The sequence below is a fragment of the Mahella australiensis 50-1 BON genome, assembly GCF_000213255.1.
Lineage (GTDB): Bacteria > Bacillota > Clostridia > Mahellales > Mahellaceae > Mahella > Mahella australiensis.
Map to the genome: position 1 here is coordinate 2,800,419 of NC_015520.1, position 15,850 is coordinate 2,816,268.

Annotated in this window: 13 protein-coding genes; 1 reads left to right on the plus strand and 12 read right to left on the minus strand. The window is 42.2% G+C overall.

Annotated features, from left to right (window positions below; all coding sequences use genetic code 11):
- Nucleotides 1–86: 86 nt before the first annotated feature.
- Both MAHAU_RS13210 and MAHAU_RS13215 read right to left on the minus strand, forming a co-directional pair.
- Nucleotides 87–404, minus strand: coding sequence for an AzlD domain-containing protein (locus MAHAU_RS13210; protein WP_013782222.1), 318 nt, complete (start codon nt 402–404; stop codon nt 87–89).
- Nucleotides 386–1,063 carry an AzlC family ABC transporter permease gene (locus MAHAU_RS13215; protein ID WP_013782223.1) on the minus strand — a complete coding sequence of 226 codons (678 nt, stop codon included), beginning with the start codon at nt 1,061–1,063 and terminating at the stop codon, nt 386–388. The genes MAHAU_RS13210 and MAHAU_RS13215 overlap by 19 nt, the downstream gene beginning before the upstream one ends.
- Before the next feature lie 173 nt (nt 1,064–1,236).
- On the opposite strand from MAHAU_RS13215, the gene MAHAU_RS13220 reads away from it, so the two are divergent.
- Entirely contained in the window at nt 1,237–1,563 is a 327-nt protein-coding gene (locus MAHAU_RS13220) for a phage holin family protein (RefSeq protein WP_013782224.1), read from the plus strand.
- Between the two features lie 209 nt (nt 1,564–1,772).
- Here the strand turns inward: MAHAU_RS13220 and yicI are convergent, their stop codons facing one another.
- The 10 genes from yicI to MAHAU_RS13270 all read right to left on the minus strand — a co-directional run bounded on the left by yicI (nt 1,773) and on the right by MAHAU_RS13270 (nt 15,742).
- On the minus strand, nt 1,773–4,088 hold the full coding sequence (gene yicI, locus MAHAU_RS13225; RefSeq protein WP_013782225.1) for an alpha-xylosidase: 2,316 nt from the start codon (nt 4,086–4,088) through the stop codon (nt 1,773–1,775).
- Nucleotides 4,089–4,121: 33 nt separating this feature from the next.
- Nucleotides 4,122–5,009, minus strand: coding sequence for a carbohydrate ABC transporter permease (locus tag MAHAU_RS13230; protein WP_013782226.1), 888 nt, complete (start codon nt 5,007–5,009; stop codon nt 4,122–4,124).
- 11 nt (nt 5,010–5,020) lie between these two features.
- Nucleotides 5,021–5,917, minus strand: a complete 897-nt coding sequence (locus MAHAU_RS13235; protein WP_013782227.1) for an ABC transporter permease — start codon at nt 5,915–5,917, stop codon at nt 5,021–5,023.
- Nucleotides 5,918–6,010: 93 nt separating this feature from the next.
- A complete protein-coding gene (locus MAHAU_RS13240) occupies nt 6,011–7,735 on the minus strand; it encodes an extracellular solute-binding protein (RefSeq protein ID WP_013782228.1) in 1,725 nt (574 codons plus the stop codon).
- Nucleotides 7,736–7,927: 192 nt separating this feature from the next.
- A complete protein-coding gene (locus MAHAU_RS13245; protein ID WP_013782229.1) occupies nt 7,928–8,998 on the minus strand; it encodes a response regulator transcription factor in 1,071 nt (356 codons plus the stop codon).
- Nucleotides 8,999–9,002: 4 nt separating this feature from the next.
- Entirely contained in the window at nt 9,003–10,709 is a 1,707-nt protein-coding gene (locus MAHAU_RS13250) for a sensor histidine kinase (RefSeq protein ID WP_013782230.1), read from the minus strand.
- A gap of 415 nt (nt 10,710–11,124) precedes the next feature.
- Entirely contained in the window at nt 11,125–12,186 is a 1,062-nt protein-coding gene (locus MAHAU_RS13255) for a uroporphyrinogen decarboxylase family protein (RefSeq protein ID WP_041644163.1), read from the minus strand.
- A 17-nt stretch (nt 12,187–12,203) separates the two neighbouring features.
- Complete coding sequence (locus tag MAHAU_RS13260) at nt 12,204–13,094, minus strand: carbohydrate ABC transporter permease (RefSeq protein WP_013782232.1); 891 nt, start codon at nt 13,092–13,094, stop codon at nt 12,204–12,206.
- A 30-nt stretch (nt 13,095–13,124) separates the two neighbouring features.
- Complete coding sequence (locus MAHAU_RS13265; RefSeq protein WP_013782233.1) at nt 13,125–14,090, minus strand: ABC transporter permease; 966 nt, start codon at nt 14,088–14,090, stop codon at nt 13,125–13,127.
- 89 nt (nt 14,091–14,179) lie between these two features.
- On the minus strand, nt 14,180–15,742 hold the full coding sequence (locus tag MAHAU_RS13270) for an ABC transporter substrate-binding protein (RefSeq protein ID WP_013782234.1): 1,563 nt from the start codon (nt 15,740–15,742) through the stop codon (nt 14,180–14,182).
- Nucleotides 15,743–15,850 lie beyond the last annotated feature (108 nt).

Genomic DNA, 15,850 nt, shown 5'->3' on the forward strand with positions numbered 1-15,850 from the left:
AAGCCTGTAGCGGGCGTAGGATTTATATCATTGCATGCGCTGAATTTGTTATATTACGAATTACAGGACATATTGTGAATCGCGGTTCACACATAGCTCAAGATTATATATGCCGCCAATCCTACTATTACAGGGATGAATAAGCTACGTTTGAATATGGCCGCTGCAAAGGCAGGTATAGAGGCTATAAGATAATGATTATTCAGATTTAGTTCTACATGCCCGTTTTGAACCAATATCGACGGAAATAATAACGCTGCCAATACCGCAACCGGTATATATTCCAGGAATTCGATAAACCAGCCCGGAAGTTTAAGCCTTGAAAGGCCTACTGCCGGCAACATGCGCGGTATATATGTCACTATGAACATACCGATAAGGGCTATTATGAAATTTTTGTCCATCGGTTAAATAACACCCCCAAAGCAGCTCCTGCTACAGCCGATATTATAACGTTTCCATTGCCTGGTATAATGAATATAAGTGCTACGGACGACATTCCGGAAAATAAAGCTATGACAGCCTTGTACCAACCCTTTAGTTGCATCATAAGAAGTGCTATATACATGGCAGGCAGCGTAAAATCGAGTCCTAAATTTATGTTGCTACCAATGGCTTGTCCTGATAAAGCGCCTATCAATGAGGAGATAACCCAGCCGAGATATGCGGTGATGAAGAGGCCTAAGAAATAAGCCCGGGTAGGCTGCTGACCATTTTCCAATTCAGTTATGGATACTCCATAGGACTCATCGGTTATAAAAAAAGAAAGCATGGGTATCGAACGTCGAGGTATGGACTTAAAATACGTCGACAGCGAAGCGCTGTACAGCAAATGACGCAAATTTACCATGAATACAGTGGCTATAATAGACAATAGACTAGCGCCCGTATTTATCATGCCAGATGCTATGAACTGTGCTGAACCGGCATATACGACCAGCGACATGGCCACCGTTTGTGCGATGGTCATGCCGCCTTTTACCGATATCAACCCGTAGGCTATGCCGATTGGCATATAGCCCAGCATTATGGGTAATGCGCTTTTGAAGCCTTCCTTATACATGCCCTACCTCACAAAAAGATATTTACAACTGCTATTATACCATTTTGGCTGCTCCTTTTATAGTGCTATAATCTGCGATTCGCAATATGGAAAGTTCAGCTTGCAGAATAACCGTGTTTAAGTTATAATATAAGCATAGAATATTTTTCTAAATAAAGTAGGAGATGATAAATATGATAAGTGCTATTATTAAGCTCATCATTTCGGCAATAGTATTGCTGTTAGTAGGTGTCATAGTACCTGGATTCAGTGTGGCAGGCTTTTGGGGTGCTATCGTTGCATCAATAGTTATAATCGGGCTCAGTTATCTGGCAACGATGCTGTTTGGGAAAGATATGTCGCCCTATGGGAGAGGCTTTGTAAGCTTTTTATTATCCGCTATTGTGCTGTATCTCTCTCAGTTCATTGTTTCTTCGATAGACATGAACTTTTTAGGAGCATTATTGGCGTCTTTCGTTATAGGCCTTGTTGATGCTTTTATACCCACACAGTTTAGATAGTCTGTAACGGAAGAAGATAATTTATCGGCGGTATACCGGCGTTCGCATTGATTATGGTATACAGCCGTTCGCATAGAGCGCAAAAACCGGGGTAATTCCCCGGTTTTTAATGTCACATTTATAACGTTTCCGCGGTCTGCAGGCAAGATTACGCTATAAGCACATGTCTGCCATGTAATGGTGGGATATATAGTAGTGCAAACAGCAGCTTATCCCAGCACACAGGTAACATCCTCTAATCCGTCGTCTATAAGCAACTCCGCTCCTAGGCCGGTTGCTTTTATCTTTGCTCCGTCTGCCTGTGTCACTGCGAATACATTGCGCAGCAGCACCGACAAACCATTCACCTTACCGTTAAAGTGCATGTGTACTGTGTCACCATCTTTTAACACTGTCGCTTTCAATATAAGGCTACCGTCCCTGTCATAAACTGTAGTTTGAGCCAATTTCCCGTCTTCCAGTTCAAATGCATGAAGGGTCAGGCCGTCTCCGTATGCGTAGTCGGTAGTTTGGTCATTACTGCCAACAGGAATTATGGAATTTGGACGAACCATTAGAGGCAAACTCAAATAGTTATGCTTCTCATGCTGCCATCTGCCTCCTTCCACGACTTTATTGGAGATAAAATTCGTCCAGTATCCGTCAGGCAGATAATAATCCACTGTGCTGTCATCGTGAAAGATAGGTGCTATCAATAGAGAATCGCCCAACATATACTGTCTGTCCAACCAAGCGCAGTTTGCGTCTTCAGGGAATTCCAGTACCATGCTGCGCATAGATGGTATCCCTCTCTGAGCAGTGATGCAGGCCATGCTGTATAGATATGGCATCAAAGAACATTTCAACTCTGTAAAATGCCTCACCACGTCGACAGCTTCTTCATCGAACAACCACGGCACGCGATATGAACCACTGCCGTGTAGCCTGCTATGAGTGGATAACAGGCCGAAAGCAGCCCACCGCTTGTAAAGGTCCGGTGTAGCCGTGCTTTCAAAACCGCTTATATCGTGACTCCAAAAGCCAAATCCGGACATGGCCAATGATAATCCGCCGCGCAGGCTTTCGGCCATCGAGTAATATTCGGAATCGCAGTCACCACCCCAGTGTACCGGGAATTTCTGGCTGCCGGCTGTAGCGCTGCGCGCAAATACGAGTGCGTTGTTCTCGCCTTTGTTTTTCTTCACAAGCTTAAATACGGTTTTATTATACAAATAGGTATAATAATTATGCATCTTTATAGGATCGCTGCCATCGAAATAAACCACATCGGTCGGAATTCTTTCCCCAAAATCTGTCTTGAAACAATCCACACCCATATCCATTAACCTTTGTAATTTACTGCAATACCACTCGCAAGCAGCCGGATTGGTAAAATCCACAAGTCCCATGCCCGGTTGCCACATATCCCATTGCCATACATCCCCATTTTGTCGCTTAAGCAGATAGCCGTTTTGCTTGCCCTCCTCAAATAAAGGTGATTTCTGTGCGATATAAGGATTGATCCATACGCATATTTTGAGTCCCTTTTCTTTTAACCGCGCCAACATGCCAGCCGGATCGGGAAATTGGCGCTCATCCCATTCGAAGTTACACCATTCGTATTCTTTCATCCAGAAGCAATCGAAATGGAATACGCTCAACGGTATGCCGCGCTGCGTCATACCATCTATGAAGGAATTAACTGTCTTCTCATCATAATCAGTAGTAAACGATGTAGAAAGCCACAGGCCGAATGACCATGCCGGAGGCAGCGCCGGCCGCCCGGTCAAAGCGGTATAATTCTCCAGCACCCCTTTCATGTCATCTCCGCCTATAACCATATAATCCAGTTTCTCACCAGGCACGCTAAATTGCACCCTGGACACCACTTCAGATGCTATCTCGTACGAGACACGACCAGTATCGTTGACAAAAACACCATAACCTTTATTGGTCATGTAAAATGGTATATTCTTATACGCCTGTTCCGATGCCGTTCCGCCGTCCTCATTCCATATATCCACGACCTGGCCGTTTTTTACGAAAGGTGTGAAACGCTCACCGAGGCCGTAGACAGTTTCTCCCACGTCTAAGGCCAGTTGCTCGCGCATATATACGCCATCCGGCGCCGTAATATATCCGAGCTGCCTATTGCCGGTGGATGTAAGAAGCCGGCCGTCATAAATGTATTGTATCTTAAAATCCCTTTTGCATATCCTTGCACAGAGCTTGCCGCTGGATATGGTTATCTCATCGTCGGTTTCGACAACACCGAGAGGATATGACTCATCGGCCAGCTCAAACGACGGCTCTTTTTGTGTACCACCTGTAAAGTGATAAGCCTGAACGCGTATGATATTCTCGCGCGGAGAGCTGAAACGTATGGTAAGCAGAGGTCCCCCCAACGTCTGCCCACGGTGCATTATCTTTACCGGCGGGCAGTAAACAGTAACCGAATTATCGTCCCTCTTTACATCATACACCTCAGCAGCGTTATAGATATTTACACCCTTTTTCTTCAACCAATAACCATCTGTAAACTTCATATACATCCTCTTCCTAACTAAGATTCTTTTAAACTATTCTTTAACTGCCCCAAGCATTATACCTGTAACAAAATACTTTTGCAAGAACGGATATACTATGAGCACTGGAGTTATGGCGATAAACACTTTCGCAGCATTTAAAGACTTATTGGATAACTCCGAAAGCCTCTTATATTGATCCGGCGTTAGAGTCGTATCACTCGGTATGCTGACAACTAGCTGCTGAATGTATGTCTGCAACGGATATTTTGACGCATCGCTCATCAAAACCAAACCGTTGAAGAACTCATTCCAATGATAGACCCCCGTAAATAGGGTAACTGTAGCGATAACCGGCAGCGAACACGGAACAACGATGCCGAACAAAATACGCCACGGCCCGGCTCCGTCTATAACAGCCGCTTCCTCTATATCGGCAGGCAAATTGCGGAAGAAATTCATAAGCAGAATAACATTGAAAACAGGCAAACCGCCAGCTAAAACCAACGCCCATATGGTATCCAGCAAATGATAGCTTTTAACAGTAAGATACCATGGTATCAACCCACCATTGAACAACATGCAAAAAATAACAATCCACATAAATATATCACGGGCCTTGAAATCTCGTTTTGACTTAGAAAGCGGATAGGCCATCATTATCATCACGAGAAGGGATAATCCCGTACCCAAAACTACGCGCTGGATGGATATCCAGAACGAATTAAAAAACTTTATATCGCTCATTATCTCTCTATATGAAGCGAGTGAAAAACCAATCGGATAAAATGTAACCAAACCTGCATTAGCCGCCGATTTAACCGAAATAGACAGCGAAAAAGTATACCAAAGGGGGTACAGGCAGGATAAAGTCAAAATCGTAAGAATTATTATATTTACTATATTAAAAATACGTGATCCAAGCGTTTTGTTTTGAACCATGAGGTTACCTCCTAAAATATTCTATAATCCGCAAACTTATACGCTAATACATAAGATACCGTAATCAATATAAAGCTAACGGCTGACTTAAGCAAACCGGCCGCCGTAGCGAGCGAAAATTGCAAGTTTTGCAATCCTAAACGGTATATCCATGTATCAAGTATGTCTCCGGTAGAATAGACTAATGGATTATATAAATTATAGACCTGATCGAAACCGGCATTAAGGATATTCCCGAGGGCCAATACACCTAAAAGTACAATAGTCGGTGTCAGTTCTGGCAAAGTTATATGCCACATACTCTGCCATCGGTTAGCACCATCTATAGCGGCTGCCTCATAAAGATTCGGATTCACAGAAGTAAGAGCGGCCAGAAATATAACAGCATTATAGCCGAATTCTTTCCATACATCGGTTCCGATAAGCAACTCACGAAAGATAGATGGATCAGCCATAAAAAGCCTGGGTTGTGCACCAAACCAACCAGCAATAGTATTTACAACGCCATTATAACCAAAAATGCCTATTACAATGGTAGCCATAATGACCCACGACAAAAAATGGGGTACAAAAACAACTGTTTGAACAAATTTCTTATAGCGTAAGCTTCTAACCTCGTTAAGCAATAAAGCAAATGTCAGAGGCACAATCAAATTCAATACGATTTTGCCTATAGAAATAATAAGCGTATTGATGATAACCTGTTTACTATCATCCAATTGAAATAAATAACGGAAGTTTTCCAAACCAATCCATTCAGAATGCAAGATACCTTGTCCCGGATTGTAATCCTGAAATGCCATAATTATGCCAAACATCGGTACAATGCTGAACAATAAAAGCCATAGCATGCCAGGCAACATCATCAAATAATAATGCTTTTGAATTCCTATTTTCCTAGTTTTCATGCCAAATTCTCCTCACAAATATACGATCATATTATATAAGGCGCCGGTTATTCCAGCGCCTTATTATCTTTATTAAACGAGTAACGATAAATTTTACTTTTTGCTCTTATCGTACTCTGCCTGTACTTCGGCCGTTATCTCGTCTCCGCCCTGTGCTTTCCACTTGGTAACAAACTCATCAAAAGCACTAGACGGCTCTCCGAGTATAATCTTAAGGACAGTCTCATCCTCGAGCTTCTTGAGATTGGCCCATTTTCTCTCCATAGTATCGGTTTGGTTATATGTCACGCTGTAAACTTTTTTATCCGGCGTAACGGTCGCGTAAGGGCGATCGCCAACCAGAAGAGCATACATGCGCTGGAAGTTACCAAAGTCTGTCTGATCGAAATCAGAGACATTCAATTCTTCGTTAGCCGATTTGACTACATTCTTCACCACTTTCGCGTCGGCATACATCAGCTTATATAGACTATTCGGTTTATTGTAATCCTCGGGCTGCGTTTCTCCTTTCAGCACCTTATGCAACTCTTTATACTCGTACTCGCACTCGTCGGCGGCTGCCATGACATTGCGCAATGGATACCATCCTATAGCTACCGATGTATCAAAAGTCCCTTCATCACGTACCAATGCGTTATTCATGATGATGATCGCTTTGGCCACATCCTCGCTAGCATCCTTGCTAATCAGGGTATAGGTGGTACCGACCGTCTTCATATGAACATTCCATTTACCGTCATCAGTATATACCGGATAGGCCTGCCAATTGGCATTTGGGTCATTTTTGAACGAATCTCCATTGCCATACCCGAGGCTCCACCACGGGCCAAAGAATATACCTGCTTGATTGGCGTTTACAGGTTCGGCCGAAGAATCTCGTGTACCCATTTCAGGATCTATCAATCCCTCTTTATACCATTTGGCCAGAAGTTCCAAAGTCTTTTTCGTATTTTGGCTTAAGGTGCCATATGTTACCTTTCCAGTGCCATCATCCACCCAATATCCCGGATAAGCATCCATAGCTTGGAATACAGGATCAAATCCATGAGCATTATTCGATGACATCAGGAATGTACAATACGGGTAACTATTTTTATCCGGTCCGACAATGCCGATGGTATTGTCCCCAGCCATTTTATTATCTACAAACGCCTTAGCCGTTTTCTCAATGTCACTCAACGTTTTGGGTACCGGAAGGCTAAGCTTATCCAGCCAATCTTTGCGGATAAGCATAACATGCACACCATCCGTGTCAACGGTGACATTAGGAAGAGCAACCATCTTACCATCATAACTGGCATTCTCCATCGCGCGACCTTGTGTGCTGTCCATGATCTCTTTAACCTGAGACGAAGCAGTTTTATCAAATAACTCGGTGATATCGTATAACAGTCCCGACTTTGCCGCTTTTACCATATAGGTACGATCGTTTGCGATCAATCCATCCGGCAGATCTCCAGATGCTATGGCAAGACTTACTTTTTGATTATAGTTATTACCTTGTGCCGCAGTCCAATCTACTATAACATTGATGTTATAGTTGTCCTTCAAATAACGCGTGTACTGATTATTCCCTGCGCTATCGCCGCTAGGCAATGTCTTATCTGTAGGGTCGACGCTCATACCAATATGCACATCGACAGGTTCAGGAAATTTTTGGAATGCGGCGGCGTCTCCCGTCAATTCAGACGTAGTATCTGTCGTAGCAGGATTATTGCTTTCATCGGAACTCGGTTTTGTAGTATCGCCCGACGAACACGCCACTGCAACAATCGCCAGAACACCTATTAAGACAATAGCCAAAATCCTTCTTTTCAAAATAACTCCTCCTCTTTTTTGAACGCCTTAAAAACCCAGATATCGGCTCTCAAGATTGTTCATATCGTTTGCATAATGATTGTACCTCTAAAACAATTTCGGGTAAACGGTATATTGTTGTCTATTAATCATAATTTTTTTGGTTATTTCAAATATGCATGGCTGATTGGTAGGTATTTGTCACAGCATTGTTTAACAATCGTTGCTATTGGTGGACAATTGTTGTCTGAAGCGCGACGGGCTTACATGAACTTGTTCATAAAATACACGCGAGAAATACTTCACGTCCTCATAGCCAACCGTTTGCGCAATATCAGCAACCGTTCGATTTGGATCAGTTAGCAGCTTTTTAGCCATACTAACCCTTTGCTTTTTTATATAATCGTTAAAAGTAAGCCCCGTTATTTTTTTGAAGTTTTGGGAAAAATAGCTTCTGCTCATATTTACGTGGTATGCTACCTCTTCTTCACGGATAGGCATATTTATATTCTCTTTAATAAAAGCCACTGCTTTTATGATACACACTGGCATTGCACCAAGATCAGAGGCTTGCACAGCTTTGCATATTAGGGCTTCCCTATAACATTTTATCCATTCGATAGCCGCATCTATACTTCTTGAATCAGGCAGATTTTCTTCCTTAATATTGGTAGCAGATTCCACCATAACCAATAACTTTATAAACAATTGCTCCACGCGACGCATAGGAATCCTATTCTCTTTTAATCTTAAACATAGCTCTGCGAATACATCGTCATCGTAAAGCCAATAAAGCTTATACCATTCCTGTTTTATTTCCTCCCATACGTTCTCATTTATTTCCGTTTCTTGATCATATTCAGAATACCGGGAATCCTGTTCATCAAGCAAAACATGCTGCTTCTTGCCCTCTAACTTCCGAATGATCCGACTAAAGATCTGGTCATAATTTTCCGACTCAAGCTCTGCTTTGGAAATGTAATCCAATGCGCCGAGCCTTAATGCCGCCTGAACATATTCAAAATTTTCGTGAAACGTTAAAACAACAAAATCGACATTAGGATAACTCTTTCGTACCTCCCTCATCAATTCTATCCCGGACATCACAGGCATAGCGAGATCGACAAACATCAGATCAACAGCATTATGAGCAAGAAATTCTAATGCTCTGGCACCATTAGGTACATCGCCCACGATCTCCATCCCATAAGAGGACCATGGCATCATAGCTATCAAACCTTTACGCGCCAGTTTATCATCATCTACTATCAACACGTGAATCACATTTCTACCTCCCTTGAAACGGCAAAACGAGCATGACTTTTGTGCCCATATCCGGTTCGCTTTCAATATGCATCAGATCACCTCTGCCATAAAAAGATTCCAACATTAAGTAAACATACCGCAAGCCGATACCTTGGCCAAACGAATCCTCATCTAAGCCATTAGGGCAAAGCAGGGCTTCCAGCGCTTGTTTATCCAGCCCTTTGCCATTATCAGCGATGATTATCTTTATTATTTTATCACTATAATCCGCTGAAATATCGATATTGAGTATACCATTTTCATCAAGTCCATGGCAAATAGCATTTTCCGCAAGGGGTTGAAGTATCAATCGAGGGACACATATATCGAGATAATCGCCCTCCTCAATATTGATACAAGCTTCGAAATCATAACGCGTTTTCTGTAGTTCTATATAAGTCTTCAGCATCTTGATTTCAGTTCTAAGCGTGGTATCCTGATCGGATTTACCGAGACTATAGCTTAATATATAATTGAGTTTGGAAATATAGCTATCGATATCGTGCTGCTGGTGCATTACTGCCATCCAATGAGCAGAATTTAGCGCGTTCATGAGAAAGTGCGGGTTGATTTGATAGGATAGCTTTTCAATCTCCAGTTTATGGCGTTGCCTTTCTTTGTTCTCTATATCTTGCATAAGGGTTTGTATACGCATTTTCATAGCATTAAACTGATCGAACATATGGTCGAATTCCTCAACACCTGTATTATAATCCACCATAGTCATATTACCATTGCCCAGTTCTTCCATCTCTTCTTCAAAGATATACAATGGCTTATAAATCAATTGGTGAAGCATGATGGCGGTAACCACCATAACAAGCAGCGTAAAGATGGCGATAAGCGATATATTGGTTCTCCATGCATAAAGCTCTCTATTATAACTGCTTATAGGAAGCAGAAGCACATTGGTAAAACCGTGATGGCTGTCCTTCCGATTCCATATATATCCCTCAATTGTACCCGATGGTTTTTGCGAATCTAAATTAAGCGTTTGCCCTACCTTAAAAACATTACTGTTGCTACTATATTTTATTTGTTGATTTTTGTCGATCTGCAATAATATATATGGCATATGTTGGGAACCGAAAATATCGTCAAAATTCTCTCCCATATCATTTTTAGTCTCAGCATACAGTACTAGCTTAAGACCATTTGAGAAAACAGCGTCGCGCGTAACTGATATAACCTGACCACCGCTGAATCTATATCCGGAAGAATGGGGCGGCTGATAAGAAATCTCCAAGTTTTGCTTTAGACTAGGCAGATGCTGAAGCAACAGATCCTCGCTTGGTGGAAGGTTGGAGAATAACGGTGCGTTATCTTTGGGATTATAATACATCACCAGTTGTACATTGGGATATGAATACGTAAGCATCTCAATATTATTGGAAATCCTGCGCGATAGCATAGCCTTATCAAATTGCTGATCAGCAAAAAAGTAGCCGTCTACATCACTTCCCACATATCCCTGAGGCATCATTTGCTGCGTTATCTGCATCAGATTATAATAATCCCTATCGCATTGATCTGTAAATCGTTCCAAAGCGGACACTATAGACGTATTTATTTTATTCTGTTGCATCGAATATATGGCATTATATGAGGTAAATGCCATAAGCATAAAGCTCATCAGCATACCAATTGTTAGTGTAAATATTAATCTTTGTTTAAGCGTTTTAAACTTCATCACAATCTCTTACATTATTATAATTATTTACCAATAATGCTCCGCTTCTCCTTCTTTTTTATGTAGAAAAAGTATCGTATAGAATAAAGCCGACATGATATAGTATAACAATAATCCTATGGACATTCAAGTACTTAGAATTTCATCAAAAATGTAGCAGCTAGTGACCATTCATGTACTGTTGCGCATAGGCGACAGCAACGATTAGCCTCAAGGTGATTTTGTGAAGGATATCTGGTGAAACTTAGCGACGTGTAGGACAAGGCTTAATATATATTAAGCCTTCTATAAACGAAGGAAACAAGTAGTTGGAAATTTTCGAAACAAGCTTTAGTTTCACGATACCCGAAATACATGAACCGAGAGCTAATCGTTGTCAAGCCTGCGTGATAGTTGAATAGTTATAATATATTTCTTAACCGTTGCTGCTGGATTTTAGTTTTATAAAGATTTCCTTACCTTCCTCAATCGATGCAGCCGACGTGGTTATTATAATATTCCGTTTCTTCGGCCAATCACCGGCTATAAGCCGCTGTCCTACCGGTGATTTAATATCTACATATTGTAGAAGGGCTAAGCGCTTAGGAGCTCTTTCAGACAAATCCCACAGGTCGTGATACTTGCCATCATAATCCAGGCCGCTGATTTCATCGATATTAAAGAACTCATCGATTACTTTGTCCGACGTACCACAATAATGCACCCTACCGCCCCCTATAGCCCTCATTAGCCTTATATCCTGCGGCAGCACATGCTTTTTGTATAATTCGGGGCTTATCATATGCACAGAACAATTGCTGATACGCGCTGTCCCTTTCCACAGTGCCCCCCAATCAAAAAACCATTCCTTATCACCGCCGATCATCTGCTTAAGATATGGGATTAGATCGACCATATAATCGGTAACAAGATCGAGTAACGCGTCTACAGCATCAGGATCATCGTAGAAATCCAGCAATATGTCGTTACCTCGAATAAGGTGGGCATTGTTAAAAGGGCTCTGTACATCCGGATGTTGTATATGGATACTAATAGATAGGTTCTCAAGGAACACCTCGGTATATTCCTTAAGCTTACCATACCAGCCAGCATTAAGCGTCGGCTTTTTCATTTTATAAACATCTTTTGAGCTTTTTATTACGTGAGTTTTAGCTGCTGGCAGGCTGTTAGTAGGTATAGCCAACTCACAGCCGAAAGCAGCAGGTATCTGCGCCGTACCGAATTGCACCCTAACGGTAGGCACGCAGTCATCTCCAATCTCCAGATGCGGCCTCAAGGTGTCCAGTTCAGCCTTAAGCATAATAAGCGGATCGGCCAAGCGCTCTTCCCATGTAGGTAAGCCATCAACAGATACATCCACAATGATCATAGGCGAACAATTATCCGGATCCTCATAAAGCATTTTATATTGAGCATATATCCGTTCGAATCGCTTTAATTGATAATCATCTATAAGCAAATAATTCTTTAAATCCAACAGTAATACCCCATTTTCTATCCTTTGACCGAGCCTACCGTAAGCCCTTCCACAAAATACTTCTGGAAGAACGGGAACACAACCAGCATCGGCCCGGCCGCCACCACGGCCATAGCCATACGAGCGGATTCGGAAGGGACCAAATCAGCATTTATGAACGCGGCCGGCATATTGTCCATGAGCTGCTGCATGAACTGTATGTTCGACAACATCCTCTGAAGCAAATATTGCAATGGCATCAGTTCGGGTTTGTTTATATATAATAACGCCGTAAACCAATCGTTCCAGCGCCCCATAGCGCCCAAAAACGCAACTGTAGCCAAAGCCGGCGTGGATAACGGAAGCATAAACTGAAAGAACACCCTCATTTCGCTCGCGCCATCCATCTTAGCCGATTCTATGATAGATTCCGGCATCTTCTGAAAGAATGTGCGCAGCAGTATGATATGCCAGGCATTTATAAGCCCCGGTACTATGAGTACCCATATAGTATCGGCCATATGGAGATATTGCGTGATGAGTATATATGTCGGCGCCAATCCGCCGTTGAATAACATCGTAAAAAATATATAGAATGAGATCGGGCTTTTATACTTAAAGCTGCTACGCGACAAGGCGTACGCAATCATAGCCATAAAAAGCACGCTCAAAATTGTCCCGATAACCGTTACGAATATAGTAACCTCATATGACCTTATAAGCTGCGTCGGGTCCGAAAATATATATCTATATGCCGACAGATCAACGTTTTTGGGTATAAGGCTGTATCCGAAATCCACTATATCTTTTTCGCCCGATAAAGATATGGACACCACCGCTATAAACGGTATAAGGCATATTATCGCATATATGCTGAAAAATATATAAATCAACGTTGGGCCTATACTAACCTTATTCGTCTTATTCATCTTTGTCTCACATTCCTTCTGCAAAAATTGTTAAAACAGCGCATTATCCGGTTCTATCCTTTTTACTATAGCATTAGTGACCATGACCAGGACGAATCCCACCACCGACTGATATAAGCCGACAGCGGATGACATTCCCACATCGCCCAATGATTTCAATGCCCTATATACATACGTATCTATAACATCGGTGGTGCTATACAGCATGCCGGAGTCCATGGTAAGATTGTAAAACATGCCGAAATCGGCCCTAAAAATACGCCCTATTGCCAATATAGTCATTATAGTTATAAGAGGCGCAAGCGACGGGAGCGATATACGGGTGGTTATCTGCCATCTGTTGGCCCCGTCGATCCTTGCGGCTTCAAACAGTTCCTTATCTATGCCCATCAAACCCGCGTAATATATTATGCTATCGGTCCCAACAACCTTCCATATATGCACTATAACCAGGATCATCGGCCAATATGACGGCTCGGTATACCATGATATCGATTCTTTGCCAAGCATCTCAAGCACCTTATTCAATATGCCGAGGCTGGGATTTAAAAACGCATACGTCATATACCCCACTACCACCCATGAAAGAAACGATGGCAGTATAAATACCGTTTGATATGTTTTCACAGCCATCCTGTTTCGGAGCTCAAACATCATTAAAGCAAATGCCACTGCGCAAAAAAGGCCCACAAAAATAAACAGCGCATTTAATCCAACGGTATTTCTTGTAACCCTCCATGCGTCCTGAGACTTAAAAAAGAATTCAAAATTATCGAATCCCACCCATTGGCTTCCCATTATACCAAGGTCGTATCTATAGTTCTTAAAAGCCAGTATAATGCCATATATAGGCATATAATTAAAAATAAACAGAAGTATTACAGCCGGCGCGCTTAAGAGCAACAGTTCACCATTCTTCTTTATATCCTTAAACAGTCCTTTGCCCGGCCGCGTACTATTTACAGATTTTTTTAATGTCACGCTATTTTGCCGCACATCCATGCCTCCCCATAAAATATGTCTTTGTTATAACGGGGGCAATTGCCTACCGGCAACCGCCCCCACATGTTTGATCTTCTATATGATTACTTTGTTTTTTTCCATTCGTCGAGCTGTCTCTGTACTTCCTGCACGATCCTCTCCGCCCCTGCAGTATCAAGCTTGGCTTGGAATTCCGCTAATTTCGCTTCCCAATCGTCTATAGCGCCCTTTTCCAATATCCTATACTCATTCACCACCGATGTAACGGCGGCTATCTCATTTTTAATGGGGTCCGGATTCAATGTAAATCCAAGCATAGGCGATACTTTGGCTTCCCGGTTAAGTTTATCGGTTTCTTCCCATGTTCCCGGTTGCTGCCCTTTCCTGTAATACGCGTTGAATACATTACCAAATCTCCAATCCACTCCGGGATTATACTTGCTATCCGGTACAGGTTCTACTATCACGGGATTATCCTGTATCTTTTTATAATGCACATTTTCTATACCAAAACAAAGTGTATTGAAAAACTCTTTGTCGGTATTGACCAATTCCAGTAACATAGCAGCCCTTTCCGGGTTTTTGGATGTACTGCTGATGGCATTGATAGTCGGCTGACCGCCAGCCTGCGGAACCCACGGCTCTGTTAGTATTTTTTCAACATACTCTATTCCATCCTTTGAGCTCATCTCTACGGCCCCACCCGGTTTCACTACCGGTACGAAAACGGCATATTTATGATTTCTCACATCAGCGCTCTCATCAGTAACGCTTGCTATATCCTGCCTTATATACCCCTTTTCATACCAATCTCTTACAAACGCGAGAAATTCTTTATATTCGGGCAGCTTATATTCATTAACAACTTTTAAATCATTGTTGGTTCTATCAACGCATGCTACAAATTCGGGCGCTCCGGCTATGGTTTCATATTTAGCAAGTTCAGGAATTACCTGTCTAAAATTATTGCCGCCTTTACTAGTGCCCACGCTTATTGGATAGATGCCGGGTTCATTTGCTTTCAATTTTTCAAAGAACGGTTCCAGGTCCTCCAGTTTTTTAACATTATCGACATCCAGGCCATATTTATCCATCAACTCTTTTACAACCCTGATTCCCCAAGGCGTGGCTATTATCTGGTAATTCGGCACGCCGTAGATCTTACCGTTCACTTTAACCGAATCCCATACATATTGCGGCATGGCAGCTTTTGTCTTGGGCATATATTTATCGACGAGGTCGTCGATAGCTTTATATGCCCCTTTCATGACATTGGGGACATAAGGGTTACTCCAATTCGAAGTCCACACTATGTCCATCTCTTGCTGGGCGCTCATCATCATATTCATTTTATCGACATACGAACCTGGATCTATAAATTCTAGCTTGAGTGTGGTATTGGGAAGCTTCTCTTTCAATTGTTTATTGAGCTCATCCTCTACCATCTGCAGATCCGGAGGCGGCGAGATAGGCTGATACCACGTCAGCGTTACAGGCTGGTTTTCCGGCTTGGCCACATCGCTTCCCGTCGAAGATGGTGTGCCCTCGGAACCTGCAGGTTTTCCGTTATCGGTCGAAGCTTCCTTTTTAGCGCATCCTGATAACAAAAGCGACAGTATCAACAAAGATACAAGTGAAAAGCCTACGATTTTTTTTATCATTCTCATAAGATACTCCTCCTTCAAAATATATTGGATTTTTTGATAGCTTTATTATATCTGCTTAACGATCGATATTAAATGATATAGATTTGACATAATGCGTTATAAAATTAA